The sequence below is a fragment of the Streptomyces lateritius genome (genome assembly GCF_014649715.1).
In the GTDB taxonomy this organism is placed as follows: domain Bacteria; phylum Actinomycetota; class Actinomycetes; order Streptomycetales; family Streptomycetaceae; genus Streptomyces; species Streptomyces lateritius.
Genome location: NZ_BMTO01000004.1, coordinates 37,711 through 62,515, shown reverse-complemented (window position 1 = coordinate 62,515; position 24,805 = coordinate 37,711). Strand labels below are relative to the sequence as shown.

The following is a 24,805-nucleotide window of genomic DNA, read 5'->3' as shown; positions in this document are numbered from 1 at the left end:
ACCGGGTCAGCCCTCGGCCACCCGCCGCTCGCCGGCCGGCACCGCGGTGTCGAGGGTGTTTCCCGGCGGCGGGAAGGGGCAGATGAAGTGGTCCACGAAGGCGCACGGCGGCAGCAGCGCGCGGTTGAAGTCGACCGTCACCGAGCCGTCCGCCGCCGGCGGGGCCGTGCGCAGGAAGCGGAACCGGTAGCTGTCCCGCCCGCTGGTGGCGTCCGCGAAGACCGCCCACAGCGTGCCGTCCTCCTCGACCGCCACCTGGAGGGTGTGTTCGACGCCGCGGATCTCGAAGGAGAGCTCGCCGGAGAGGCCGAGTCCGCGCTCCCTGCCGTCCGCGTTCTCGACCCGGACGCTGCGCACCTCCTCGTACGGACGGAAGGTGCCGGGCACCACCCAGCGCTCGTCGTACGGCGTGGCCTCGATGCCCCGGAAACTCCGGCGCGCCGCGGACTCGGGGTCGAAGTCCCGTACCGCCCAGTGCCCTTCGCGGCGCAGCACGACGAGCCGCCGCCCGGCCGACTCGGCCCGGGACTCGTGGATCGGCGCGTGGTCGGCGGTGAGTCGGACGCTGCCGATCAGGGGCTTTCCGTCGACGGTGATGGCGTCCTCGGCGCCCGCCGTCAGGACCACCTCGTCGCCTTCCTCCCGCCACAGCCCGGGCACGGCCGGAATTCGACCCTCCGGGTGGTCCGAGAGCCAGTAGGTGCCGGTGAGGGAGAGCGGGCCGTACGACGAGGCGACCGCGGCCACGCGCTGCTCGTGCCAGTGCCGCCAGTCCTGTCGCGCGGCTTGGGACGCGTCCCGGGACAGGTCGTGGGACGGGTCCTCGGACGCGTCCCGCTGAGGTTCCGTGCTCATGGTGTTCCACCCTTCCACACGGGCGCCGGAAGCCCGAGGTGCGAACGGAGCGTCGTGCCGGAGTACCCCGTACGGAAGACCCCGCGCTCCTGCAGGAGCGGGACGACGGGGTCGACGAAGTCGTCGAGACCGCCCGGGGTGAGGTGCGGGACGAGGACGAAACCGTCGGCGGCGTCCGTGGCGACGTGCTCCTCCAGGGCCGCGGCTGATCGACTCGGGCCGGCCGACGACGTCCAGGTCGTGGATGCGACCGCCGTGCTCGCGCAGCCGCAGCCCCTCGGCGAGGAAGAAGAAGTCGAAGAGCCCACGCTCGGCGGTCCGCGCCAGGTGCTCGAAGGAGGAGAAGTCGATCTGCGAACCGGAGCGCGGATCGGCCCAGACGGTGGTGGAGTTGACGCCGGGGAAGTGCGCGGCGAGATGGATCCGCGTCTTCTTCCCCCGGCTCCCGCTCTCGCCGCGGTACCCGTCGGACGTGCTCATGCCGCTCCTCCCGCCGTCGCGTACCGGCTGAGCGGGCGGGCGAGCCCGAGGTGTTCCCGCAGGGTGGTTCCCTCGTAGGAGGCACGGAACAGGCCGCGCCCCCTCAGCAACGCCACCGTTCGCCCCACGAAACGCTCCAGGTCCCGCTCGGGCCGGGCGGGCACGAGCTCCGCCGGAGATTCCGGCGCCGGCGAAGTAGCCCGCCGGACGGTCCGATGCGGCGGACGGACCGTCAGCAGCCGTCGCAGGGGCAGCAGCAGTCGCAGTTGCCACAGCCGTCACAGTCCCGGCAGCAGCCCTCGCGCTTCTTCCGGGACCAGGGGCCTTCGTACTCCTTGGCACAGCAGATCTGGCAGGTGCAGAACAGCCAGGTGAAGGCGGCGCATCCGGCGAGGAAACCGCGCGGCCTGGGCTGCTGGGGGCCGCCGCCACCGAACTGCGGCGGCGGCCCGCCCGGCCCCCCGGCCCCGCCACCGTAGGGCCCGCCGGGGGTGCCGCCGTACGGTCCACCCGCCCCGCCGCCGTGCGGGTTGCCGGGAGCGCCCCCGTAAGGATTGCCGCCCCCGTAGGGGTTCTGAGGGCCGTACGGTCCGGGGGCTCCGCCCTGGTACGGATCGCCCTGCCCGGCCCCGGCCGACGCGGCCGCCCCGTGCGCGCACGTCGTCGTGCCGAACGCCCGGTCCACCGAGCTGCGCAACTCGTGCGCGAGCAGGACGTGGACCAGCTTGCCGTCGACGAACTCCGCGTCCCGCAGCGCGAGCCGTATCCCGTGCAGCGCGTCGTCCGCCAGCCTGCGGGCCTCCGCCAGGGAGGTGCCCGTCGCGGTGAGCGGGTTCCACGCGCCCGACTCGGCGTCGGCTCGCTGGTCCTCGACGGCGTCCAGCAGATGCGCGAGGCGGCCGAAGAGCCGGCCCGCCTCGGCCAGCGGCGCCGCGTTCCGCGGCCGGCCCGCCAGGACCGCCGTGTGCGCGAAGGCGGCCGCCGTCGCCGTCTCGGTCGGCTCGGTCACGGCGAGGAGAGGCGTGCCGGGCCCGGCGAGCGCCTCGATCCCGGTCTGTCGGTCGACCGCGTCCACCAGGACCGCCGTGTCGAAGCCGAGCTCCCGTCCCGTACGGGCGCCCGCCCGGTCCCAGGACCTGGCGACCCGGCGGGCCGCCGCGGCCACCGGGCGGCGGGCCAACAGCCCGTCACCGTCGGCCACGTGGTCGCGTATCTTCGCGGAGGCGAGCACGAGCGACACCGTCGCGGCGAGGCGCGCGCCCTCTCCCCTGGCGACGGGCGCGGTCCTCATCTGGCGCAGCGGGCAGGGGCCCGCCGTACGCCGTGTGCCGGAGGCGACCCCCGCCTGAGCCTCCGTCAGAACCGAGACGATGAGGCCGTCGTAGTTGGTGACCACCCGGGCGAACTGCCCGTGGTCGGCCCGAAGTGCCAGACAGAGTCCGCAGAGATGGGCCATCCACTCCGTCTTGAGCCCGTCGGTCAGCCGGTGCGTGCAGGGCCTGACGATTCCGAACATGAGGACTCCCCCGTGAGTCGCGCGTACGCCGTCGCTGTGCGGGTGCCGCGCCGGTGCGGTGCCGGTGCCGTGCCGGCGGTGCGGCAGGCATCGTATCGAGCCCGTCGTTCACCCGGACGCTCCGGCAGTCACCCTTCTGGCCCGACTTTCATATTTTAAGTTGCGCAATCCCTGGCGACCCCCCGTCAGGCCCCGCATACCGCAAGTTTCCTGACGAATCGACAGAAACAGGGCCTCACATTCTGCACCAGTACCGTCACGAAACCCTCGCGCGCCGACTATCCACTTGGCGCGCGATCCGCATCATGGACGACGATAGGGACATGCGGAACCACAAGTGACCGCGTTGAAAGGAGGCGTCCATGGGATCGGTGCGCAAGGCCAGTGCCTGGCTGGGACTCGTCGAGGACAGCGACGATCGTTACTACGACGACGAGTACGCCGAAGGTGCCGAGAGCGGCGACGCCTGGGTGACGGACCCGCGCGTCCGGGTCGCGTCCGACTCCGCGCAGGAGCAGGGACGCCGGATCGCGACCGTCTCCCCGGACGGATTCCGCGACGCCCGTGGCATCGGCGAGCTCTTCCGGGACGGCGTCCCGGTCATCGTGAACCTCACCGCCATGGAGCCCTCCGACGCCAAGCGGGTGGTGGACTTCGCCGCCGGTCTCGCCTTCGGCCTGCGCGGATCGATCGAGCGGGTGGCGACGCGGGTCTTCCTGCTGACCCCCGCCGACACGCAGATCATCAGCGGAGACGCCGCGGGGCGTGCGCAGGACGGTTTCTTCAACCAGAGCTGAGTCGGGCCCCGCGGCCGGCGCCACGGATCGTACGGCTCAGTGCGCCGGCCGTCCGGAGCCGGCCGGCTCGACCGGCTCGCACGTGACGGGCTCGCGGGTGGACGACCCGCCGCGGGTGGAGGACTCGCGGGCCACCGGCTCGCGCGTGACCGGAAGGCGTACCGGCTCGGAGGCGACGGTCAGGTCCTCCGGATCCACCGGGCACTCCATCACGCGCGGCAGCCGCAGCGCCATCAGCGCACCGAGGAGCAGCAGGCCGGCGCTGACGAACAGGGTCAGGTGAAGTCCGTCGACGAAGGCGTGCCGGGCCGCGTGGTAGAGCGCCCCGCCGGCCGCGCCCCCGAGCTGGTCGGCCACCTGGTACGCCTCGCCGAGCGAGTTCGCGGCGGCCTGGCCGGCGGCGGCCGGGACGCCGGGGACGGCGGAGAGCCCAGGAGCGTACGCCGCGTTCATCACGCTGCCGAGCAGGGCGATGCCCATGCCGGCGCCGAGCTGGTACGAGGTCTCGCCGATGGCCGCGGCGCCGCCCGCGCTCTCCGGCGGGGCCTCGCTGAGCATCGACTCGTACGCGGCGAAAAGGGTGGTCTGCAGCCCGAAGCCGAGCAGCACGAAGCCGACGGTGAGCAGCAGCGGCCGGTCGTGCTGCCCCATGAGCACCAGGAGCAGTACGGCGGCGGCGGTGAGCACGAAGCCCCAGCCGACCATCCGGCGCGGTCCGATCCGGCGCAGGGTGTAGGAGCCGGTGGCGCCGGCCGCCATGGCGGCGAAGGTGAGCGGCAGCAGCCGGAGCCCGGTCTCCAGGGGGGTGAGGCCGAGGACGAGCTGGAGGTACTGGACGGCGATCAGCTCCAGGCCGACCAGGGCCAGCATGGCGAGGACGATGCAGCCGACGGAGGTGGTGAAGGCGGGGCGGGAGAAGAGCCGCATGTCGATCAGCGGCTGCGCCCGGCGCCCCTGCCGCCGTACGAAGACGATGAGCAGCGCCGCTCCGAGGAGAAGCGGGGCGGCGGTCTGCGGTGCCAGCAGGTTCTCGCCGGCGCCGATCCGCTTCACCCCGAGGACGACGCCGAGCACGCCGGCCGCGGCCATGAGCGCGCCGAGGACGTCCCAGGGGCCGTCGCCGCCGCCCTTGGACTCGGGAAGCAGCCAGCGGCCGAGCGGCAGGATCAGCGCCATCAGCGGAATGTTGATCAGGAAGACCGAGCCCCACCAGTAGTGCTCGACCAGGAAACCGCCGAGCACGGGGCCGGTGGCGGCGCCGACGGCGGCGACCGCGGTCCAGATGCCGATGGCGGTGGCCCGCTCGCGCCGGTCGGGGAAGACGGCCCGGAGGATCGAGAGGGTGGCGGGCATGATCATCGCGCCGCCGACGCCGAGCAGGGCACGCGCCCCGATCAGCACCTCGGGCACGGTGGCCAGGGCGGCGACCGCGGAGGCGACGCCGAACAGCGCGTAACCGAGGAGCAGGACTCTCCGCCGTCCCACCCGGTCACCGAGGGTGCCGAAGAGGATCAGCAGCGAGGCGCAGATCAGCGGGTAGGCGTCGACGATCCAGAGCAGCGCGGTGGAGCTGGGGCGCAGGTCCTCGGTGAGGGAGGGGACGGCGACGTGGAGCACGGTCGCGTCCAGCGCTACCAGCAGCAGGCTGACGCAGAGGACGACAAGGACGACCCAGCGGTTGGCGCCGCCGCCGGCGGCGCGGAGTCGTGCCCCGGCCGTGATCGTCCGCTGCATGTACGTACCTCCCAGTGAAGCCCTCGCGCTCGGCGGGCACCGGCCGGGGGTCGCGCCCTCGGGGCGGCCCGGCATCGACGGGCGAGTGAGCCGTCAGCGTACGCGAGTTCAAGGCCCGAGCGCGTGGCGCAGCTCTCACCCCGGCGGGCCACGGAGTGTGGCGTACGCCACTCCACCCGCTCCGCGCGTCGCGTGGAATTCCATCCGGACAACCGTTTGAAGCATTTCCGCGGCGTACAAACAGAGTTCCGGAAAGTCACCCGCCGACAATAGGGCGGAAGGTCATCAGATTCTCCGACAGACGGCAGGAATAAGCCGGGGCTGAGACCTACTCCACATCACATCGTCATCACGAAGAGACCGGATCGACCTGGGTCGCTACTCACTCCCTGTAACGTCGATTGGGTGCGTACCGACATCTTTGCCCGGCTGGACCGGGAGCCGGAACCGCCGAAGATAGAGGTCCCGCGGATGACCCGCACGCGTCTCGCCCTCTTCGGCGGGACGCTGGCGTTCTATCTGGCCATCGTCGTGGCCGTGCTGCTCTCGACGTGGCTGGTGACCCTCGACTGGAAGATCATGCTCTTCCGGCCCTATCAGCAGTGGCCGGAGCTGCACGCCTTCCTCGACTACTACGTCGTCCTCGGCCAGCGCGGCCCGACGGCCGTGATGGTGGCGGCCTGGCTGGGCTGGCGCTCCTGGCGCCAGCACACCCTCCGGCCGCTGCTGACACTCGGCGCAGCGCTGCTCCTGCTCAACGTCACGGTCGGCGCGGTCAAGCTCGGACTCGGCCGTCTCGGTCCCCACTACGCGACGCAGATCGGCTCCGCCGAGCTCTTCGCCGGCGGCGATATATTTCCGTCCGGACACACCGCCAACGCGGTCGTGACCTGGGGAATCCTGGCCTATCTGGCGACGACGCCGAGGGCCCGGCGCTATCTGTCGGCCCTCTCGGCCGTGGTCGCGCTCGGTGTCGGCCTCACCACGGTCTACCTCGGGACGCACTGGCTGAGCGATGTACTGCTCGGCTGGGCCGCGGGGCTGCTGATCCTGCTCGCCCTGCCGTGGTGCGAGCCGCTGATCGGCCGTGCGGAGTCGATGACCCTCAGCCTGCGCGACCGGCTGCGCGAGCAGTTGCGGGCCCGCCGCCGGCTGGTGCCCTCGCTGCCCGTCGCGAGCGGTGGCCCCCGCCCGGTGCTGATTCCGCAGCCCTCGATGGGGACGGAGGAACCGGTCCGGGAGACCGTCGGCGCCGGCAGCGGCCGGACCACGTCCGTACGGAGCGAGAGCCGGCCGGCCTCTGAGGGCCGGCTGGCACCGCCGCTCACCGCACCCCGCGCGCACTCCACGCACGGGCACGCCGGGCACGCGGGACACTCCACACATGCCGGGCACGGGACGCATGCCGTGCGCTCGGAGCGGACGCCGGTCACCCCGGCCGGCAGTCGCCGTCCGCCGCACTCGCGGCCGCTCACGGGCGGCTGAGCACCCGACGACCACGACCCCGTGAGGAAGGGCCCCGGCCGCACGGCCGGGGCCCTTCCCATGTCCTGGCCGGTCGCTCGCCGGTCGCCGCTAGCCGAGCCAGCAGCGGGTGACGGTGCCGTCCTTCACCTCGAAGTTGATGCGCCCCTCCAGGTACTCCATCGTGATGATCGAGCCGGGGGGCAGCGACCGCACCACATGCCAGCCGCGGTCCCGGGCCAGTTGCTCGGCGCGCCCCGAGGGGAGTCCCACATACGACTCCGGAGGGACGTCTTCGGGCGGTACGGAAGAGCTCGGCATCGGTGTCATGGGCTTCACGTTAGGCGGCCCCGGACGGTGACGGAAGCGGAAGCGAAGAGATCTCCCAGCAAGGCCATGTACCTCACCGGTCACGCTTGTGTCACAGCTTCTCGACATATGTTTGACGCGAGGACCGTCACCCGGAAGGGCAGTTTCCGGTCGTATCTCCAGCAATTCCCGCCCTCTTCCGGTAGTTCCGGCAAGGGTTCCCGGAATTCCGTCGCGCGTACCGCTCACGTGAATTGACGGAGCGCGGCACGAGCGTCCCGGCATTCACCATTCCCCCGCAGGACGTACACATACTTCAATCGCCTCGGCGCTCGCGGGACCGGGCGGCGGCCCCCTCGGCGGTCCGGTCCAGGGCACGGGAGATCCGGTCCCTGATCGCCCGCATCCGCCCTTCGAGCACGGCCGGCTCGACCACCTCGAACTCGAAGCCCGTCATCACCACGTGGATGACCAGGTAGTCGAGGTTCCCCGCGCCGGTTCGCAGCAGGCAGGCCCCCTCCCCGTCCGGCTCCAGGACGCCGTCCATGGGCCCGACGACCCGCGCGGCCTCGGTCAGGGGGACGTGGAGGCGGATCGTCGCCTCCGCCGCGTAGGCGCCGACCGAGACACCCTGGGAGACGTACGCGGCCAGGTCCCGGGCGGGCGGCTCACGGGGTGGGAAGCGGGGGCCGTGCGGCGGCCTGGGCTCGATCCGGTCGGCCCGGAACGTACGCCAGTCCACGCGGTCCAGATCCCAGGCGACCAGGTACCAGCGATGCTCGGTGCAGACCAGGCGGTGCGGTTCGACGGTGCGGCGAGTGGTGGCGCCGTCGTGGTCGCGGTAGGCGAAGCGGAGCCGCTCGCTGTCCCGGCAGGCGTTCGCCAGCTCGGTCAGAACCTCCGGGTCGACCTGGTCCCGCGGGGCGCGCAGCATCGGCACCGTGAAGGCGTTCAGGGTGCTCACCCGTCGCCGCAGCCGGCCGGGCAGCACCTGCTCCAGCTTGGCGAGCGCGCGCACGGAGCTCTCGCCGATGCCCTCCACACCGTGGCCGGCCGCCGTGCGCAGCCCCACCGCGACGGCGACGGCCTCCTCGTCGTCGAGCAGCAGCGGGGGCAGCTCCGCACCGGCGCCGAGCTGGTACCCGCCTCCGGTTCCGGGGCTGGCGTTGACCGGGTAGCCCAGTTCACGCAGCCGGTCGACGTCACGCCGCACGGTCCGGGGCGTGACCCCGAGCCGCTCGGCGAGGTCCGCGCCGGACCATTCGCGGTGGGCCTGGAGCAGTGAGAGCAGTCGCAGCAGCCGTGCGGAGGTCTCCAACATGGCGCCGAGTCTGCCAGTGGTCGAGGACAGCTGCGGTCCTCGATCCCGCTCGCCGCCGACGGGAGGTCAGCGGAAGCGGCGCACCAGGACCCCGATCCGGCGCTTCAGCTCGTAGCCGGCGTCGACGGCGGACCCGACGGCGCGGTGGAGTCCGGCGGCCGTCCGGCCGTGGGGGCGGCCGGACGGGCCTCGGGCGACGAGTTCCGTCCAGATCTCCTCGTGTCGGGCGGCGATGCGGGCCGGGTCGAAGCGCTCGGACGCCATGAGCGCCGCCCGCGCGGTCTTCGCCCGCAGCTCGTCGTCCTCGATCAGTTCCCGCAGTGCCCGGGCGACCGCGGAGACGTCGTCGACCGGGACGAGCCGGCCGTCGACCCCGTCCTCGATGATCTCGCGGGGGCCGTGGCAGTCGGTGGAGACGACGGGGAGGCCGCATCGCATCGCCTCGACGATGGTCATGCCGAAGGACTCGCGCAGCGAGGTGACGGCGGCGATCGAGCCCTTCACCCACTCCGGCTCCATCGGGTTGGCCCAGCCCATGAGGGAGACGTTCTCCCCGAGGCCGCGTTCCTCGATGCGCCGGGCGAGCGCGGGCCGCATGTCGTCGACCGCGTCCCCGGTGCCGTAGATCCGCAGCCGCCAGTCGGGGTGGGCGGCGGCAACCTCGGCGAAGGCGTCGATCAGCACGTCGTACCGCTTGATCCGGGTCAGCCGGCCTGCCGCGACGACGATCTTCGCCGCGGGGTCGGCGGGCCCCACCTTCGGCGCGGGCACGCTGTTGGGCACCGCGTCGATCCGTACGCCCGGAATGCCGAGCTCCCGGTACGCGCGGGCGTCGGACTCGGTGACGGTGGTCACGGCGTCAAGGAGCGCGTACTGGTGGCGGATCTCGCGGCGCAGTCGGAAGGTGTGGCCGGTGAGGACGAGGTGCTCCTGGCCGATCAGGACCGGGCCGCGCCGGGCCTGCTTGGCGAGGTGGACGTTGAGGCCGGGGCGGGTGGCGACCACCACGTCGGCCGTGACGGTGGCCAGGTGCTCGCCGATCCGGGCGTCGGTCAGCGCGCTGTACTGCTTCCAGCGGCCGTCGCCGCGCGGGAAGACCCGGGCGGGGCGGGCGTGGTCGGGGTGGTCGCCGTCGTAACCGGGGCTGTTCTTCCGCAGATCGACGAGGTGACGCAGGGTCACGCCGGTGGGGACGCCGAGGATCGGCTCGTCGCGGTGCCGGAAGACGGAGACGATCTCCACGTCGTGACGTTCCGCCAGCACCTGGGCCAGCGTGAACGTCGTCCGGATGGTGCCGCCGATGTGGTAGGCGTTGTGGAGCAGAAACGAGATGCGCATCGGGTTGCCGGTTCCCCCCGGTCTTGTGGTCGGTCGGGCCGACTGTACTGCCCGCTCTGGGTCCCGGTTCACGGCCGGTAGCCGAGCTGGGGGACGGTGGCGCAGTTCGTGGTCATCTCTCCCTGTGTGACCCAGCCCCTCCCGTCCTGCCAACGGGCGACCGACAGGCAGGTGTGACGGGTCTTCGGCGGCTCGGCCAGCTTCTCGAACCGTACGGGCAGGAGCAGCCCTCGGGCGGTGTACGGCTCCGGGCGGTCGAGGAACTCCTCGACGCAGGCGCGCGTGAGCCGGTCCCCGCAGGAGCGCGCGGCGTCCGTGAACCACATGGCCGCCGCCCAGCCCTCCAACTGCCACTGGGAGAGCGGCCGCTCGCCCATGGCCGCCCTGAACTCCCGCACCGCCGGATGCCCGGTGTCCGCGAAGTTCCGGCTGGAGCCGGTCACGTGCAGGGCGGCGCGGCAGCCGGGGGACTCGGCGTGGTCGCGGGGCACGGAGGAGGACCAGTTCTGCACATTCGTCACCTTGGCCGCGACCCGGACCCCGAGCGCCTCCATCGCCTCGCAGAGCCGCGCGTTGCCGTGCGTGTCCAGGGCGTCGAAGACGAGGTCGGTGCCCTGGGCCCGCAGATCGGCGGCGACGGCGCGGAAGTTGGGCAGGGCGAAGTCGACCTGTTCGTGGACGACCCGGTATCCCTCGGCCCGCAGCCCGTCGGCGATCAGACGGGCGTACGAGGTGGAGGCCGCCTGGTTGTAGGCGACGACGGCGGCGGTACGGGCGCCGTACTCCTGCTTGAACCAGCGGTAGACCTCGGTGCCTCCGTACAGGACGCCGCCCCAGCCGGGCGCCGTGCCGGTGCGCGGGGCGGAACTGCCGTAGATCCCGTACAGGTGCGGATAGGTCTCGTACGCCGGGGTGAGCGGCTGGCCGCCGATGTCGGGGACACCGGACTCGGAGACCCGCGGGGCGCCGGCGTAGTCGAGCGCGGTGGTGGCCACCAGGGCGAACACCTTCCGCTCGTCGAGCAGCCGGTGCACGCACGCGTTGTTGCCGACACCGCTGCCGCCGTCGTCGCAGGTGATGACCTCGACCCGGCGTCCGTTCAGCCCGCCGCGCGCGTTGAGGGCGTCGAACCAGGCCCGGGCGCCGTCGCGGGGCCCGGTGAGGGCGTCGCCGCCGACGGGGCTGGTGGCGCTGGTGATGATGCCGACGCGGAGCGGCTCACCGCCGGAGGGGCGGGCGGCGGGGCGCTCCCTGAACGCGTCCTCCGGAAGCCTGCTGCCGCACGCCGCGGTCAGCGCGAGCAGCGCGGCGAGGAGCAGCGCCGCGAGCGCCTCAGCAGCCCGGAACGGACGCACCGCTGAGCTGCACCAGACCGCAGAGGGTCTTCACGGACACCTTCCACGTGTCCTCCTGGAGGACGGACGTGCCCTTGGAGTCGGGCAGGGCCGCGGCCCCGCCGACCAGCAGGTCGTAGGTCACGTCGGCGTCGTTCGGCGAGGTGAACTCGATGCCTTTGACCTTCGCCGAGGTCATGGCCGCGTTCTTGTCGCCCGCGAAGGCGGCGAGGACGGTCCGCATCCGCTCACCGTTCTCGAGCAGTTTCACCTTCTCGTCCGTGGGGGTCTTCGGATCGAAGAAGGCCGTCCAGTTCTTGGTGATCTCCGCCTCGGCCGCCTCGGGGTCGCGCGGTCGGTCCGTGGCGGTCGGCAGCGTCGCGGGCGGTGCCTCGCCGTCGCCGCCGTCGCCGTCGCCGCACCCCGCGAGGGCCGGTCCGAGCACCAGGGCCGCGGCCGCCGCCAGGGCGACGAGACGGGAGCGTCCACCGTGTCGTTCGAGAACCATCTGGCTCACCACCGGGTGTCCTCCTGGCCGCACGGACTGATGATTGCCGGACGGCCCGATGATTCCAGGGTGTGCCGGTCGCGGGCAGAGCGCAAGGAAGAGGACGCCGCCTGGAAGAACACGAGGGAGGTCCGGTGCCGGCATCCCGGGTACTGCTGTGGGGCGGCCTCGCGGTGGCCGTCGGCGGCGCGGTGCTCTGCTTCCTGGGCTGGTACGGCGTCTCGGGGCAACGGTTCGCGGAGCGGCAGCTGCCGTACCTCGCCTCGTGCACGGTGCCCGGTGCCGCGCTGATCGTGGCGGGGGCGGTACTGGTCGGGGCGGCGGGCGGGATTCCCGTACGACGGGAGGCGCCGGCCTCCTCCCCGCCCGACGACGCTCCCCCGCCGTCGTCGGACGAGCCGCCCGTCCGGGTCCCCGGCGGGACGCTGGCACACCGTCCGGACTGCCCCCTGGTGGCGGGCCGGCCCGAGGCGGTGCCGGTCGGGGACGAGCAGCTGGACCCCTGCCCGGTGTGTGAGCCGTGGCCTCGCTGACGTACGACCTCGCCCTCGCCGGTCTCGCGGTCGGCAGCGCCGCCGCCCTCACCGGGATCGGGCTGATCGTCACGTACCGGGCGACCGGCGTGCTCAACCTTTCGCACGGCGCCATCGCCATGGTCTGCGCGTATGTGCTGCGGCAGCTCGTGGTCGAGTGGGGCTGGCCTCTGCCGCTGGGCGCCCTGGTCACGCTGTTCGTGGTGGCGCCCGGGATCGGGTTCGTCCTCGACCGGGCGGTCTTCCGTCCGCCGGCGCTCGCCGGCTCGAACCCGGCGCAGACGCTGGTGGCCTCCATCGGGGTCTTCGTGCTGCTCGTCGGCGGGGCGGCGCTGGTGTGGGGCGGCGGTACGCGGCCGGACGCGCCGGTGCTGCTCGGCGACGACCCGTGGACCCAGCTCGCCGCCGTGGTACTGCTGGCCTGCCTGGTGGGGGCGGTGACGCGGTGGACGCGCTTCGGGCGGGAGCTGCGGGCCGTGGTCGACAACCGGTCGCTGGCGATACTGGGCGGGATCGACGCGGACCGGGTGTCGGTGGTGGGGTGGTCGTTCGGCGCGTTCACCGCGGGTCTGACGGGGGTGCTGCTCGCGCCGTACGTACGGCTGGATCCGTACGGGATGCCGCTGCTGGTCGTCGAGGTGATCGCGGTCGCGGTGGCGGCCCGGATGCGGAGCCTGCCGGTGGCGATCGTGACGGCCCTCGCGATCGGGGTGGTTCAGGCGCAGCTCGCCCGGTTCCATCCGGAGGGGTGGGCGGGGCCGCTCGTGCAGGCGGTCGGGGCGAACCTGTTCGTGGTGGCGCTGCTGGTCGCGGTGCTGGTCGTACCGGGGGTGGGCGGCCGGGGGCAGGACGCGCTGCCGCCGCCGACGAGGGAGGGCCGGGTCCCGGGGGGCGTATGGGTCACGGCGGGGGTCCTCTTCCTCCTCCCGCTGGGGTTCGCGGGCTCGGACCTGCAGACGTCGGTCCAGGTGCCGGCGCTGGCGATCGTGCTGCTTTCGCTGGTGGTGGTGACCGGGCGGGGCGGGCAGATCGCGCTGGGGCAGGCGGCGTACGCCGGTCTGGGCGCGCTGTTCACGGCGTTGCTCGCGGCCGGCGGTGTGCCGGAGCTCGCGGCTCTGGCGCTCGCGGTGCTGCTCGTCGCCCCGCTGGGCCTGCTGACGGGCTGGCCCGCGATCCGCAGGCACGGCCTCGCCCTGGCGCTCGCGACGCTGGCGGTAGGGGTGGCGGTGAGCCGGTTCGTCTTCGCGCAGCCGTACGCGACGGCGGGACTGGAGCTCGGCCGCCCGGCCGGTTTCGGGGACGACCGGCGGTACTACGCGCTGGAGCTCGTCGTCCTGGCCGGCTGCCTGGTGCTGGTCGCGGCGCTGCGCCGGGGCCGCACGGGCCGGGCGCTCGCCGCTCTGCGCGACCACGAGGCGGGGGCGGAGTCGGCCGGGGTTCGGGTGGCGGGCCTCAAGCTCCTGGCCTTCGTACTGGGCGCGGCCCTGGCGGCCCTCGGCGGCGGCCTCCTGGGCATGGGCCTGCGCGCCTTCGACCCGCAGGCCTACGACCCCCTCCGGGGCCTCCTCTGGTTCGCCGCCGTCGTCGTCCTCGGCGCCGACAGCCTCCTCTCCCCGCTGGCCGCCGCCGTCCTCCTGGTCGGCCTCGACGCGGGCACCCGCGGCGGCGTGGCGGCGGCGGTGATCGGCGTCCTGGCCACTCTGGTGGGCCGCGTCCCACCCCTGACCACCTGGCTCCCGCGGGCCGACGAGGCACCGCGCCACCCCTCTCCGGGGATGCTCCGATCCTCACGGCGCCCCGGCACCGCGGACCTCAGCGCCCCCCGGCGTCCCCTCGCGCCTGCCCGCGAGCCGTCCGGCGCGGACCGGCCCGCGCCGGAGGCCAGGCGCCGAGCCGCCTCCGCGCCGGCACGCGAGCCGCAGGGCGCGCCGGGTCAGGGGCCTTCGGTCCCGCCCGGGGGGCGGCCCGGGACCACAGCCGAGGCGGCCGGAGGCCCGCCGACACCGCCGAGCGTCGCCGCCCACCCCGCGGGAAAGGCGGTGTCCCCGGGGAAGGCGGGGACACCCCGCCCGGCCGGAGGCCGGCCGGCCAGGTCCGAACCCTCCGCATCCCCGCCCCCCGCCCGGCTCCGAGCCCACGGACTCACGCTCACCTATCCCGGGGGTCTCACCGCCCTCGACTCCGTCTCCCTCGCCCTCGTCCCGGGACGCGTCACCGCGCTCGTCGGGGCCAACGGGGCCGGCAAGAGCACGCTCTTCGACTGTCTCGCCGGGGCGCTGCGCCCCACACGCGGACGCGTCACGCTCGACGGCGTCGACATCACCGACCGGCCCGCCCACGTCCGCACCCGGCTCGGGATCGCCCGGACCTTCCAGCGGCTCGCCGTCTTCCCGTCCCTCACCGTCGAGGAGAACGTCCGCCTCGGCGCCGAGCAGGGCCACGTCCGCGACCCCGCCGCGGCCGAGTACAGCCTGCGGCTCCTCGGCCTCTCCGGTGCCGTCCGGCACCGGCCGGCCGCCGATCTGACCACCGGGACCCTGCGACGGGTCGAGCTGGCCCGCGCTCTGGCCGGGCGGCCGCACACCCTCCTCCTGGACGAGCCCTCGGCCGGGCTCGACGCCGCCGAGACCGACGCCCTCGCCCGGGTGCTCGCCGCGCTCGCCGCCGACGGCCTCACCGTCCTCGTCGTCGAGCACGACCCGGACCTCGTCGCCGGCCTCGCCCACACCGTGCACACCATGGAGGGGGGCCGGATCGTGCCATGAGCGTCGAGATCGCCCTTCGCCGGGCCCGGGTCCACTACGGTCCCCTGGAGGCTCTGCACGGCCTCGACCTGCCCCTCCCGGCCGCCACGGTCACCGTCCTCCTCGGCCGCAACGGCGCCGGCCGGACCACCGCGCTGCGCGCTCTCGCCGGCACCGTGTCCCTGTCCTCCGGCCGCGTCCTGTGGCGCGGAGCCGACGTGACCCGGACCCCCGCCCACGAACGAGCCCGGCGCGGCCTCTGCTTCGTACCGGACCTGCGGGCGGTCTACGCGACCCTCACCGTCGCCGAGAACCTGGAGCTGGCCTCCCGTGACCGCGAGGCGGCGCTGGAGGCGTACCCCGAACTCGCCCCCCTCCTCGCCCACCCCGCCGGCACCCTCTCCGGCGGCGAGCGCCGCATGCTCGCGCTCACCCGCGCCCTGCTCACCCCCGCCCGCGTGGTCCTGGTCGACGAACCGGCCCTCGGCATGTCCCCGGCGGTCGCCTCCCGTACGTACCGTCTGCTCGCCGCCCTCGCCCTGCGCGGCGGCGCCGCCGTCGCCCTGGCCGAGCAGCGCCTCCCACCCGGCCTGCCGCCCGGCACCCTCGTGCACGAACTGCGGCGCGGCTCCCTCGCCTTCAGCGGGGAGGCCGCCGAGCTCACCTCAGGACGGTGAGCGGCGCGATGCTCAGCATCGTCCCGGTCATGAGCCGGTTCGGATCGGCCCCGACCACGCTCCGGTTCGCCGCGTAGAGCGCCTGCCACCCGCCGGCGATCCCGAAGCGCCGGGCGATCGAGCTGAGCGTGTCCCCCGGCTGCACCGTGTGGACCCGGCCGCTCAGCCCGTACCGCTTGGCGCAGGTCGGCCAGGCGGCCCAGCCCTGTGTCCGCAGCACCTCCTCCGCGATCGTGATCTGCTGTGCCCGGGTCGCCAGGTCGGCGCGCGGGGCGTAGCGCGGCCCGCCGTGCTCGACCCAGGTCGGCTGCCAGAACTGGAGGCCTCCGTAGAAGCCGTTGCCGGTGTTGATGTGCCAGCGGCCGCTGCTCTCGCACTCGGCGATACAGCCCCAGGGCCACTGGTCCTTCGCGCAGGCGTAGGCGGGGACCGCGGACAGAACCGCGGAGGGAACCTCGGCGGGCACCTCGGAAGCGGCCGCTCGCGCGGGCCCCGGAAACAGGCTCGTCAGCGCGAGGGAACACATCCCGGCCAGCGCACCGGCCGTCCACCATCGGATAGTCGACATCGGGGCAGGCTAGGCGGCGGGCCCCGGCCTCACCCCGGTGCCGCGCGGAGCGGCCCGCAGGCCCACCCGGTCGGAGGCACGCGCGTCCCCGGCCGACCGGGCCGCCGCCCCCGCGCGAGTCACGGCCCGACGGCCCACCGCGTACGCGCGGTCACGGCCGGGCCGACCGCCATGTCCCGCGCGTCTCGCGGGCCCGTCCGGCGGGCTCCGCCGCGGAAGTTGGCGCGCGCCGACGCGTGACCCCGGCCGAGCCTTCCCCGTTGAACTCTGTATGAGACGTGCCGGGATCCGCCCGGCGTCGCACGTACCGAGTCCAGGGAGCCCCCCGTGCCGCGCATGCTCGACGTCAGCGAGGACGTACGCGCCGAGATCGGCGACGAAGAAGCCGACCGGCTGCTCGCCGGCGACAACGCCCCGGGCAGCTACGACTGCACCTCCTGCCGCACGCCGGGTGACTCCGAGCAGGAGCGCACGAGCACGGTGCTGTTCGTCGGCGAGGAGACCGCCGTCCTGGCGTTCGCCCACGCCAGCTGCATCCCGTCGCAGGTCGTCCAGGTCGCCGAGGAGCAGCTCCAGGGAGCGGTCCGCTCCATCGCCGCGACCGACGCGGCGGACGCCCTCAGCGCGGCCCACCCCGAGCAGGCCGTGCTCGGGGTCACCAGCGGTCTCGTCCTGATCGAGGGCGAGCTCCACCCGGCGCTGGTCGTCGAACCGACCGCGCCGGTGGCCCGACCGGGTTCGGGCGGGGTCACCGACGAATTCCTGCCGCTCCTGATCGAGCAGGGCTTCACGCCGGTCGCCGATGTGAACCAGAAGCCGGGCGTTCTTCCCGGCTGGTCCGTGCTGGTCGCCATGGGCCAGCTGCACTCGGTGCTCCAGCCGGGCGCGGGCGGCAGCGGCCAGGCCGCCTGGTGGCAGGCCCACCAGCCGCTGCAGGTCACCGAGGGCTGGCGTGCGGCGGCCAACAAGTCGCACACCGTTCTGGTCTTCGCCGCCCCGGTCGGTTCGATCGGCCAGCAGCCGCGCGAGGACCTGCTGCGCGACGCCCTGGAGAAGGCCGCGGCCGACGGGCGCCTGGTGGCCGCCGCGATGCCGCTGGCGGGCACGTGAGGGAGCAGCACGGGCGTCCCGGCATAGGGCCCCTTGGGTACGGCCCCTGGGTTCCCGTCTCGACCGTGCCTCGCCCCCGGCGGGCTCCCCTATCCGAGGGCCGCCCGCATCCGACGGAGGACGGTGTCGTTGGCACGTATGTGCACTCATACGACCCACTCCGCCCGCCCCGTCCGAGTCAGATCCCTTCCATGCGCCCCGCGCAGGACATCACCGCAGGCCAGTCGGCGACGCCGATCTACGACGCTCTGTACTCGGAGTACCGTCGGTCGTTCCGCACACTGCCGGGTGACCGCAGCGGCGAGGAGGATCTGGCCTTCCGGGCCTTCGGGACGCCGGTGAGCACCGGGCTGTACGGCCAGGGGCAGGGGCACGGCGGGAGCCGGCACGCGTCCCACACGGCTCATCCGGTGGCGTGGTCGGCGCAGCACCACTCGGGGCTCCACCACACGCCGGCGGCGCTGCCACCGGCGCCCCGCCGGGGGCAGTAGGGCCTGAGGACTCGCGAGAACGGCCGAGGGCCGGGGCGAAACGCCCCCGGCCCTCGGCCGTTCTCGTGTCTTCGTGTGCCTACTTCTTGCGGCCGCGCTTCTCCCGGACCCGCACCGAGATGTGGATCGGCGTGCCCTCGAACCCGAACTCCTCGCGCAGCCGGCGCTCGACGAAGCGGCGGTAGCCGTGCTCCAGGAAGCCGGAGGCGAAGAGCACGAACCGGGGCGGCTTGGTGCCCGCCTGCGTGCCGAAGAGGATGCGGGGCTGCTTGCCGCCGCGGATCGGGTGCGGGTGGGCCGCTACCAGCTCACCGAGGAAGGCGTTCAGGCGCCCGGTGGGGACACGGGTCTCCCAGCCGGCGAGGGCGGTCTCGATCGCCGGGACGAGCCGGTCCATGTGGCGGCCGGTCTTGGCGGAGACGTTGACCCGAGGCGCCCAGGCGACCTGCTGCATCTCGGTCTCGATCTCGCGCTCCAGGTAGTAGCGCCGCTCCTCGTCCAGCTCGTCCCACTTGTTGTAGGCGATGACGAGCGCACGGCCGGACTCGACCGCCATGGTGATGATGCGCTGGTCCTGGACCGAGATGTTGTCGGTGGTGTCGATGAGGACGACGGCGACCTCGGCCTTCTCGACCGCGGCGGCGGTACGCAGGGAGGCGTAGTAGTCCGCGCCCTCCTGGAGGTGGACCTTCTTGCGGATACCGGCGGTGTCCACGAACTTCCACGTCTTGCCGCCGAGCTTGATCAGCTCGTCGACCGGGTCGCGGGTGGTCCCGGCCAGCTCGTTGACGACCACGCGGTCCTCGCCCGCGACCTTGTTCAGGAGCGAGGACTTGCCGACGTTCGGGCGGCCGATGAGGGCGATCCGGCGGGGGCCGCCGACCGCGTTGCCGAAGGTCTGCGCGGGGGCCTCGGGCAGCGCCTCCAGCACGGCGTCGAGCATGTCGCCGGTGCCGCGGCCGTGCAGCGAGGAGACGGGGTACGGCTCGCCGAGGCCCAGCGACCACAGGGCGGTGGCGTCGGCCTCGCCGGAGGGGCCGTCGACCTTGTTGGCGCAGAGCACGACGGGCTTGCCCGCCCGGCGCAGCAGCTTGACGACGGCCTCGTCGGTGTCGGTGGCGCCGACGGTGGCGTCGACGACGAAGACACAGGCGTCGGCGGCCTCGATGGCGTACTCGGCCTGGGCGGCGACGGAGGCGTCGATGCCGAGGACGTCCTGCTCCCAGCCGCCGGTGTCGACGACCTTGAAGCGGCGGCCGGCCCATTCGGCCTCGTAGGTGACGCGGTCGCGGGTGACGCCGGGCTTGTCCTCGACGACGGCCTCACGGCGACCGATGATCCGGTTCACCAGGGTCGACTTGCCGACGTTGGGGCGGCCGACGACGGCGAGCACGGGGAGCGGGCCGTGCCCGGCCTCCTCGATCGCGCCTTCGACCTCCTCGACGTCGAAGCCCTCTTCCGCGGCGAGCTCCATGAACTCCGCGTACTCGGCGTCGCCAAGTGCCCCGTGGTCGTGCTGGTCGTTCATGAAGTCCGTTCCTTGATCATTCGTGGTCGGTGGGTTCCCGAGCCTCGGGGCCCACTACTGAGAGTGTCGCTCAGCGCCCGGTGAGGCGCCTGGCGTTTTCCAGGTGGCCCGTGAGCCGCTCCTGGATGCGTACGGTGGCCGCGTCCAGCGCCTTGCGCGTGCGGCGGCCCGATCCGTCGCCGGCCTCGAAGGCGTCGCCGAAGACGACGTCGACGCGGCTGCGCAGCGGCGGCAGTGCTTTGATCAACCGTCCGGGGCGGTCGGAACTTCCCAGGACCGCGACCGGCACGATCGGCGCCCCGCTGCGGACGGCGAAGTAGGCGAGGCCGGCGCGCAGCGAGGCGAAGTCGCCCTCGCCGCGGGTGCCCTCGGGGAAGATCCCGAGGACGCCGCCGTGCTCCAGGACCGCGAGGGCGTTGCCTATCGCGGCCCGGTCGGCGCCGGCCCGGTCCACCTTGAGCTGGCCGATGCCCTCCAGGAAGGGCCCGAGGGGCCCGATGAAGGCTTCCTTCTTGATCAGGAAGTGCACCGGCCGGGGCGCGGTGCCCATGAGCATGGGGCCGTCGATGTTGTGCGCGTGGTTGACGGCGAGGATCAGCGGGCCGGCAGCCGGCACCCGCCAGGCGCCGAGGACGCGCGGCTTCCACAGGCCGTACATCAGCCCGATGCCGATGCCGCGCCCGACGGCGGCGCCCTTCTCGGAGGGCAGGGTCACTTGGCGGCCGTCCTCTTCTCCTCCACCAGGGTCACGACACACTCGATGACCTGGTCCAGGGTCAGGTCGGTGGTGTCGACCTCGACGGCGTCGTCGGCCTTGGCCAGCGGGGAGGTCTTACGGCTGGAGTCGGCCGCGTCCCGCTTGATCAGGGCCTGCTGGGTGGCGGCCACGTCGACGCCCTTGAGCTCGCCGGAGCGGCGGGCCGCGCGGGCCTCGGGCGACGCGGTGAGGAAGATCTTGAGGTCGGCGTCGGGCAGGACGGTGGTGCCGATGTCCCGGCCCTCGACGACGATGCCGCCCTCGGCGTTCTTGGCGATGGTCCGCTGCAGCTCGGTGATCAGGGCCCGTACCTCGGGGACGGCGCTGACGGCGCTGACCTTGGAGGTGACCTCTTCGGTACGGATCGGGCCGCCGGCGTCGGCGCCGTCGACAGTGATCGTCGGCCGGGCCGGGTCGGTGCCGGAGACGATGACGGGCTTGGCGGCGGCGTTGGCGACGGCGTCCGCGTCGTCGACGTCGACCCCGTTGCTGATCATCCACCAGGTGATCGCCCGGTACTGCGCACCGGTGTCCAGGTAGCTCAGGCCCAGCTTGGCGGCAACCGCCTTCGAGGTGCTCGACTTGCCCGTGCCAGAGGGCCCGTCGATGGCGACGATCACGGTTTCCACGGTGGGGAACACCTTCCTGGGTACGCGGTGAGTACGCGGTGAGGCCCCACCGGATGCAGGGGGCCACCCCAAGGTTACCGATTCCCGCGCACCCATTCGGCCCAGTGGGGGGCGGGGCCCTCCCGGGAGCCCCGCCCGCCGGGTCGAGCCGCCGGCTGCCGGCCTGCCGTCGGCCGGGCTTCAGCCCGCTCTCAGCCCGGCCTCAGCTCCTCTTCACCTTCACCCCGCCCGCAGCGCCCATCCGCGTTCCTTCAGGGCGGCTTCCAGGACCGGGGCCGCGGAGGGCTCCACCATCAGCTGGACGAGACCCGCCTGCTGGCCCGTCGCGTGCTCGATGCGGACGTCCTCGATGTTGACGCCCGCCCGGCCCGCGTCCGCGAAGATCCGCGCGAGTTCGCCCGGCTGGTCGCTGATGAGGACGGCGACCGTCTCGTACTGCGCCGGTGCGGCGCCGTGCTTGCCCGGGACCCGGGCGCGGCCCGCGTTGCCCCTGCGCAGCACGTCCTCGACGCCGGAGGCTCCGCCGCGACGCTCGTCCTCGTCGGCCGACTGGAGCGAGCGCAGCGCCCGTACGGTCTCCTCCAGGTCCGCGGCGACGCCCGCGAGCACGTCGGCGACCGGTCCGGGGTTCGCCGACAGGATCTCCACCCACATGCGCGGGTCGGAGGCGGCGATCCGGGTGACGTCGCGGATGCCCTGTCCGCACAGCCGTACCGCCGTCTCGTCCGCCTCCTCGAGGCGGGCCGCCACCATCGACGACACCAGTTGCGGGGTGTGCGAGACGAGCGCGACCGCCCGGTCGTGGGCGTCCGCGTCCATGACGACCGGGACGGCGCGGCAGAGCGCGACCAGTTCCAGGGCCAGGTTGAGGACCTCGGTGTCGGTGTCCCGGGTCGGCGTCAGTACCCACGGCCGTCCCTCGAAGAGATCGGCCGTCGCCGCCAGCGGGCCGGAGCGCTCCTTGCCCGACATGGGGTGCGTCCCGATGTACGCGGTGAGGTCGAGGCCCAGCCGCTCCAGCTCCCGCTTCGGGCCGCCCTTGACGCTCGCCACGTCCAGGTAGCCGCGCGCGAGCCCGTCCCGCATCGCCGCGGCCAGGGTGGTCGCCACATGGGCCGGCGGTACGGCGACGACGGCGAGGTCGACGGGCCCCTCGGGCGCTTCGTCCGTACCGGCGCCGAGCGCCGCCGCCGTACGCGCGCGTGCCGGGTCGTGGTCGCGCAGGTGCACGGCGACGCCGCGCCCGGCCAGTGCGAGCGCCGCCGAGGTGCCGATGAGGCCGGTTCCGATGACGAGGGCGGTTCTCACTGGGCGATGTCCTTGCGCAGGCTGGCCGCGGCGCCGAGGTAGACGTGCGCGATCGCGGACTTGGGCAGCTCCGACTCGACGTGCGCGAGGAGCCGTACGACTCGCGGCATCGCGCCCTCGATGTCCAGCTCCTGCGCGCAGATCAGGGGGACGTCGACGATCCCGATGCGGCGGGCCGCGGCGGCCGGGAAGTCGCTGTGCAGGTCGGGGGTGGCCGTGAACCAGATGCTGATCAGGTCGTCGGCGGTGAGCCCGTTGCGTTCAAGGACGGCGGTGAGCAGCTCCTCGACCTGCTCGTGCATGTGTCCGGCCTCGTCCCGTTCGAGCTGGACGGCGCCTCGGACCGCTCGTACCGCCACGTGGTGCTCCTTCGAAAAGCGATCAGTGCTCCGACCAGCCTAGTCAGGGGCTCGGGCGCTCCGCCCAGGCGACCGCCCTCCGAGACGGGGCGTCGGGCGGCCTGCCGGCCGGGGAGGCCTCGCGGTACAACTGTCGGCATGCTTCTCCACGTCGTACCGCTGGACGAATGGTCCGCCGATCCCGGGCTGCCCTACGCGCCGCCTTCGCTGGCCTCCGAGGGCTTCGTGCACTGCTCGCCGGACGAGTCGGCGGCGCTGACCGTCGCCGACGCGCACTACCGCGGTGTCCACGGCCCGCTTCTGGTGCTCGTGGTCGACGAGAGCCGGCTGGCGGCCGAGGTCCGCTGGGAGGGGTCGGAGGACACGCTCTTCCCGCACGTGTACGGCCCGATCGAGCGGGCGGCCGTCAGGGCCGTGCTCGAGGTCCGCCGGGACGCCGACGGCCGTGCGAGGGAGCTGACCCCCTGGGTCTAGGCGTGTTTGCGGAGCGCCGACGGGACCCCCGAGCAAGCTGTACGGCATGACTCCAGATGCCATGCCCCGCCGTACCGTGCTGCTGGCCGGCGCGGGTTCCGTCGCCGCGCTGACCACGGGCTGCGGCTCCGACGGCGACAAGGACGGCGGTACGGCCGCCAGCCCGACGCCCACGGCTGCCACGCCCGCGGAGACCTCACCTGCCGCCTCGGCGCCGGTCACGTCGGCGCCGGCCGGGGACTCGCTCGGCCGCACCTCGCAGATCCCGGTCGGGGGCGGGACCGTCTTCAAGGAGCGGAAGGTCGTCGTCACGCAGCCGACGGCGGGAGAGTTCAAGGCGTTCTCGGCGGTCTGCACCCACCAGGGCTGCACGGTCGGCAAGGTCGAGAACGGCACGATCGACTGCCCCTGCCACGGCTCCAGGTTCCGCATCGCGGACGGTTCGGTCGCCGCGGGACCGGCCTCGCGCCCGTTGCCTGAGGAGCGGATCACCGTGTCGGGAGACGCGATCACCCTCGCGTAGCCTGTCGCCCATGACTCCGGAAGAACTGGTGCGCGACCACACGATCTACTCCTGCGTCATGGGGTCGCGCGCGTTCGGTCTGGCCACCGAGGGGAGCGACACGGACCGCCGGGGCGTCTACCTCGCCCCGACGCCGCTCTTCTGGCGCTTCGACAAGCCTCCGGCGCATGTGGAGGGCCCGGGCGAGGAGCAGTTCAGCTGGGAGCTGGAACGCTTCTGCGAACTGGCCCTGCGCGCCAATCCGAACGTCCTGGAGTGCCTCCACTCCCCCGTCGTCGAGCACATCGACGACATCGGACGCGAACTGGTCTCGCTGCGCGAGGCGTTCCTCTCCCGCCAGGCCCACCAGACCTTCGTCCGGTACGCGGGAGGGCAGCGCAAGAAGCTCGACGCCGACGTCCGGCAGTACGGCGAGCCGCGCTGGAAGCACGCCATGCACCTGCTGCGGCTGCTGATGAGCTGCCGCGACCTGCTCCGTAGCGGCGAACTGACCATCCACGTGGGCGAGGAGCGCGAGCGCCTCCTCGCGGTGAAGCGGGGCGAGATGTCCTGGCCGGAGGTCGAGTCCTGGATGACCCGCCTCACGGACGAGGCCGACCGCGCCTCCACCACCAGCCCCCTCCCCCCGACCCCGGACCACCCCCGCGTGGAAGCCTTCCTCCTGCGCGCCCGCCGCGCGTCAGCCCTGCGGGTGCTCTAGCCGGACCCGTACGACAAGGTCGTGCAGGGCGTCCAGACCTCCGGGCGCGTCCCCGAGCCCCGACCCGGTCTGCGCCGTGTCCAGGACGGCGTGCAGCGCCTCCACGTGACCGCGTACCCGCTCCACGTCCACCTCGGCAGGCCCGTGCTCGGCCGTCGCCTTGGCCGCGATGAGTTCCGGTAGGTACGCGGGAGCCTCGGTCACCTCCCCGACGAGCGTGGGCAGATGCGCCTGGACCTCGCCGGAGCGCATGAGATGGATCCCGGTGAGCAGCGCGCGGAACGTGTAGAGCAGGGGCTTCAGCTCCTCCGTCTTCTCGAAGAGCCGCCACTGGGTCGCCGCGAACCCGCGGTAGTGGTGCGCGTGGTGGATGGTGAGCACATGGGGCACCAGCGAGATCAGCTCGGCATGGACCTCGGAGGTGTGGGCCACCCATGGGGAGAGCAGCTGCTCCAGTACGTAACCGTTGCGCCGCAGCATCAGCCGGACGAACTTCCGCAGGTCGTGGGTGACGAGGTCCATCTCGACGCCGTCACGGTCCCACATCCGGCTCCGCGTCTCCTCGGGCTCCCGGAGCCCGATCAGGGCCGCCGCCGGCAAGAGATGCACCCCGCGCAGGTCGACGTCCGAGTCGCGGGAGGGAAATCCGTACAGGTGCGCGCCGGAGACGGTGGCGAAGATCAGCCGATCGGGCTGCTCCGCCACGACGGCGGACAGGTCGACTTGGGGAGTGAGGGACGCGGTCATG

At 73.4% G+C, this 24,805-nt stretch carries 27 protein-coding genes and 1 pseudogene; 11 read left to right on the top strand and 17 right to left on the bottom strand.

Annotated elements, in window-relative coordinates; genetic code table 11:
• Positions 1 to 6 precede the first annotated feature (6 nt).
• Positions 7 to 807, bottom strand: coding sequence for a DUF1684 domain-containing protein (locus IE136_RS09180; protein WP_158994103.1), 801 nt, complete (start codon positions 805 to 807; stop codon positions 7 to 9).
• 86 nt (positions 808 to 893) lie between these two features.
• On the opposite strand from IE136_RS09180, the gene IE136_RS09175 reads away from it, so the two are divergent.
• Entirely contained in the window at positions 894 to 1,064 is a 171-nt protein-coding gene (locus IE136_RS09175; protein ID WP_162467813.1) for a hypothetical protein, read from the top strand.
• On the opposite strand, the pseudogene IE136_RS35485 reads toward IE136_RS09175, so the two are convergent.
• From IE136_RS35485 to IE136_RS09165, 3 genes and pseudogenes are all read right to left on the bottom strand, one after another.
• A pseudogene (locus IE136_RS35485) lies at positions 1,060 to 1,335 on the bottom strand (hypothetical protein); the annotation flags it as partial. The gene IE136_RS09175 and the pseudogene IE136_RS35485 sit on opposite strands and share 5 nt — an antisense overlap.
• Positions 1,332 to 1,499, bottom strand: coding sequence for a hypothetical protein (locus tag IE136_RS09170; protein ID WP_373309039.1), 168 nt, complete (start codon positions 1,497 to 1,499; stop codon positions 1,332 to 1,334). The pseudogene IE136_RS35485 and the gene IE136_RS09170, both read right to left, overlap by 4 nt.
• A 68-nt stretch (positions 1,500 to 1,567) precedes the next feature.
• A complete protein-coding gene (locus IE136_RS09165; protein WP_189600062.1) occupies positions 1,568 to 2,851 on the bottom strand; it encodes a DUF5685 family protein in 1,284 nt (427 codons plus the stop codon).
• 362 nt (positions 2,852 to 3,213) lie between these two features.
• Between IE136_RS09165 and IE136_RS09160 the strand changes: the two genes are divergently transcribed.
• On the top strand, positions 3,214 to 3,648 hold the full coding sequence (locus tag IE136_RS09160) for a cell division protein SepF (protein WP_189600061.1): 435 nt from the start codon (positions 3,214 to 3,216) through the stop codon (positions 3,646 to 3,648).
• Between the two features lie 36 nt (positions 3,649 to 3,684).
• Here the strand turns inward: IE136_RS09160 and IE136_RS09155 are convergent, their stop codons facing one another.
• A complete protein-coding gene (locus IE136_RS09155) occupies positions 3,685 to 5,382 on the bottom strand; it encodes an MFS transporter (RefSeq protein WP_158985874.1) in 1,698 nt (565 codons plus the stop codon).
• Between the two features lie 405 nt (positions 5,383 to 5,787).
• Here IE136_RS09155 and IE136_RS09150 point away from each other — a divergent pair, with 405 nt between their 5' ends.
• A complete protein-coding gene (locus IE136_RS09150) occupies positions 5,788 to 6,867 on the top strand; it encodes a phosphatase PAP2 family protein (protein WP_189600060.1) in 1,080 nt (359 codons plus the stop codon).
• Positions 6,868 to 6,957: 90 nt separating this feature from the next.
• On the opposite strand, the gene IE136_RS09145 is transcribed toward IE136_RS09150, so the two are convergent.
• The 5 genes from IE136_RS09145 to IE136_RS09125 all read right to left on the bottom strand — a co-directional run bounded on the left by IE136_RS09145 (position 6,958) and on the right by IE136_RS09125 (position 11,656).
• Positions 6,958 to 7,176 (bottom strand): proteinase inhibitor I78, encoded by a 219-nt coding sequence (locus IE136_RS09145; RefSeq protein ID WP_158985878.1) that lies wholly within the window; start codon positions 7,174 to 7,176, stop codon positions 6,958 to 6,960.
• Between the two features lie 295 nt (positions 7,177 to 7,471).
• Positions 7,472 to 8,476: a helix-turn-helix transcriptional regulator gene (locus IE136_RS09140; protein ID WP_189600059.1), complete on the bottom strand. Its 1,005-nt coding sequence runs from the start codon at positions 8,474 to 8,476 to the stop codon at positions 7,472 to 7,474.
• A 66-nt stretch (positions 8,477 to 8,542) separates the two neighbouring features.
• Positions 8,543 to 9,814 carry a glycosyltransferase gene (locus tag IE136_RS09135; protein ID WP_189600058.1) on the bottom strand — a complete coding sequence of 424 codons (1,272 nt, stop codon included), beginning with the start codon at positions 9,812 to 9,814 and terminating at the stop codon, positions 8,543 to 8,545.
• 68 nt (positions 9,815 to 9,882) lie between these two features.
• On the bottom strand, positions 9,883 to 11,169 hold the full coding sequence (locus IE136_RS09130) for an ABC transporter substrate-binding protein (protein ID WP_158985884.1): 1,287 nt from the start codon (positions 11,167 to 11,169) through the stop codon (positions 9,883 to 9,885).
• Positions 11,147 to 11,656, bottom strand: a complete 510-nt coding sequence (locus IE136_RS09125; protein ID WP_229818741.1) for an MTB12 C-terminal domain-containing protein — start codon at positions 11,654 to 11,656, stop codon at positions 11,147 to 11,149. Before IE136_RS09125 ends, IE136_RS09130 begins: the two co-directional genes overlap by 23 nt.
• A 134-nt stretch (positions 11,657 to 11,790) precedes the next feature.
• Between IE136_RS09125 and IE136_RS09120 the strand changes: the two genes are divergently transcribed.
• Genes IE136_RS09120 through IE136_RS09110 form a run of 3 tightly spaced genes read left to right on the top strand, consistent with a single transcriptional unit; the run spans position 11,791 to position 15,610 of the window.
• Positions 11,791 to 12,189, top strand: coding sequence for a hypothetical protein (locus IE136_RS09120; RefSeq protein WP_189600057.1), 399 nt, complete (start codon positions 11,791 to 11,793; stop codon positions 12,187 to 12,189).
• A complete protein-coding gene (locus IE136_RS09115; protein WP_158985890.1) occupies positions 12,177 to 14,954 on the top strand; it encodes an ABC transporter permease subunit in 2,778 nt (925 codons plus the stop codon). Before IE136_RS09120 ends, IE136_RS09115 begins: the two co-directional genes overlap by 13 nt.
• Positions 14,951 to 15,610: an ATP-binding cassette domain-containing protein gene (locus IE136_RS09110; RefSeq protein ID WP_158985892.1), complete on the top strand. Its 660-nt coding sequence runs from the start codon at positions 14,951 to 14,953 to the stop codon at positions 15,608 to 15,610. The genes IE136_RS09115 and IE136_RS09110 overlap by 4 nt, the downstream gene beginning before the upstream one ends.
• Here the strand turns inward: IE136_RS09110 and IE136_RS09105 are convergent.
• Entirely contained in the window at positions 15,594 to 16,178 is a 585-nt protein-coding gene (locus IE136_RS09105; RefSeq protein WP_158985894.1) for a LysM peptidoglycan-binding domain-containing protein, read from the bottom strand. The genes IE136_RS09110 and IE136_RS09105 overlap by 17 nt on opposite strands.
• 327 nt (positions 16,179 to 16,505) lie before the next feature.
• On the opposite strand from IE136_RS09105, the gene IE136_RS09100 reads away from it, so the two are divergent.
• Together IE136_RS09100 and IE136_RS09095 are read left to right on the top strand one after the other, a co-directional pair.
• Positions 16,506 to 17,288 (top strand): DUF8842 C-terminal domain-containing protein, encoded by a 783-nt coding sequence (locus IE136_RS09100; protein ID WP_158985896.1) that lies wholly within the window; start codon positions 16,506 to 16,508, stop codon positions 17,286 to 17,288.
• Between the two features lie 140 nt (positions 17,289 to 17,428).
• Positions 17,429 to 17,779: a hypothetical protein gene (locus IE136_RS09095; RefSeq protein WP_158985898.1), complete on the top strand. Its 351-nt coding sequence runs from the start codon at positions 17,429 to 17,431 to the stop codon at positions 17,777 to 17,779.
• A 79-nt stretch (positions 17,780 to 17,858) separates the two neighbouring features.
• Here IE136_RS09095 and der read toward each other — a convergent pair whose 3' ends face one another.
• The 5 genes from der to aroH form a co-directional block, all read right to left on the bottom strand.
• Complete coding sequence (gene der, locus IE136_RS09090; protein WP_158985900.1) at positions 17,859 to 19,307, bottom strand: ribosome biogenesis GTPase Der; 1,449 nt, start codon at positions 19,305 to 19,307, stop codon at positions 17,859 to 17,861.
• A gap of 70 nt (positions 19,308 to 19,377) precedes the next feature.
• Complete coding sequence (locus IE136_RS09085; protein ID WP_162467852.1) at positions 19,378 to 19,965, bottom strand: lysophospholipid acyltransferase family protein; 588 nt, start codon at positions 19,963 to 19,965, stop codon at positions 19,378 to 19,380.
• Between the two features lie 53 nt (positions 19,966 to 20,018).
• Positions 20,019 to 20,705, bottom strand: a complete 687-nt coding sequence (gene cmk / locus IE136_RS09080; RefSeq protein ID WP_158985904.1) for a (d)CMP kinase — start codon at positions 20,703 to 20,705, stop codon at positions 20,019 to 20,021.
• Between the two features lie 207 nt (positions 20,706 to 20,912).
• Complete coding sequence (locus IE136_RS09075) at positions 20,913 to 22,001, bottom strand: prephenate dehydrogenase (RefSeq protein ID WP_158985906.1); 1,089 nt, start codon at positions 21,999 to 22,001, stop codon at positions 20,913 to 20,915.
• Positions 21,998 to 22,360 (bottom strand): chorismate mutase, encoded by a 363-nt coding sequence (gene aroH / locus IE136_RS09070; protein ID WP_158985908.1) that lies wholly within the window; start codon positions 22,358 to 22,360, stop codon positions 21,998 to 22,000. Before aroH ends, IE136_RS09075 begins: the two co-directional genes overlap by 4 nt.
• 138 nt (positions 22,361 to 22,498) lie before the next feature.
• Between aroH and IE136_RS09065 the strand changes: the two genes are divergently transcribed.
• Genes IE136_RS09065 through IE136_RS09055 form a run of 3 tightly spaced genes read left to right on the top strand, consistent with a single transcriptional unit; the run spans position 22,499 to position 24,057 of the window.
• Entirely contained in the window at positions 22,499 to 22,834 is a 336-nt protein-coding gene (locus tag IE136_RS09065; RefSeq protein WP_158985910.1) for a DUF952 domain-containing protein, read from the top strand.
• Positions 22,835 to 22,880: 46 nt separating this feature from the next.
• Positions 22,881 to 23,357 carry a Rieske (2Fe-2S) protein gene (locus IE136_RS09060; RefSeq protein WP_158985912.1) on the top strand — a complete coding sequence of 159 codons (477 nt, stop codon included), beginning with the start codon at positions 22,881 to 22,883 and terminating at the stop codon, positions 23,355 to 23,357.
• A 10-nt stretch (positions 23,358 to 23,367) separates the two neighbouring features.
• A complete protein-coding gene (locus tag IE136_RS09055) occupies positions 23,368 to 24,057 on the top strand; it encodes a nucleotidyltransferase domain-containing protein (RefSeq protein ID WP_189600055.1) in 690 nt (229 codons plus the stop codon).
• On the opposite strand, the gene IE136_RS09050 is transcribed toward IE136_RS09055, so the two are convergent.
• Positions 24,037 to 24,804 (bottom strand): nucleotidyltransferase domain-containing protein, encoded by a 768-nt coding sequence (locus IE136_RS09050; protein WP_189600054.1) that lies wholly within the window; start codon positions 24,802 to 24,804, stop codon positions 24,037 to 24,039. The two genes, IE136_RS09055 and IE136_RS09050, sit on opposite strands and share 21 nt — an antisense overlap.
• Between the last annotated feature and the right edge of the window lies 1 nt (position 24,805).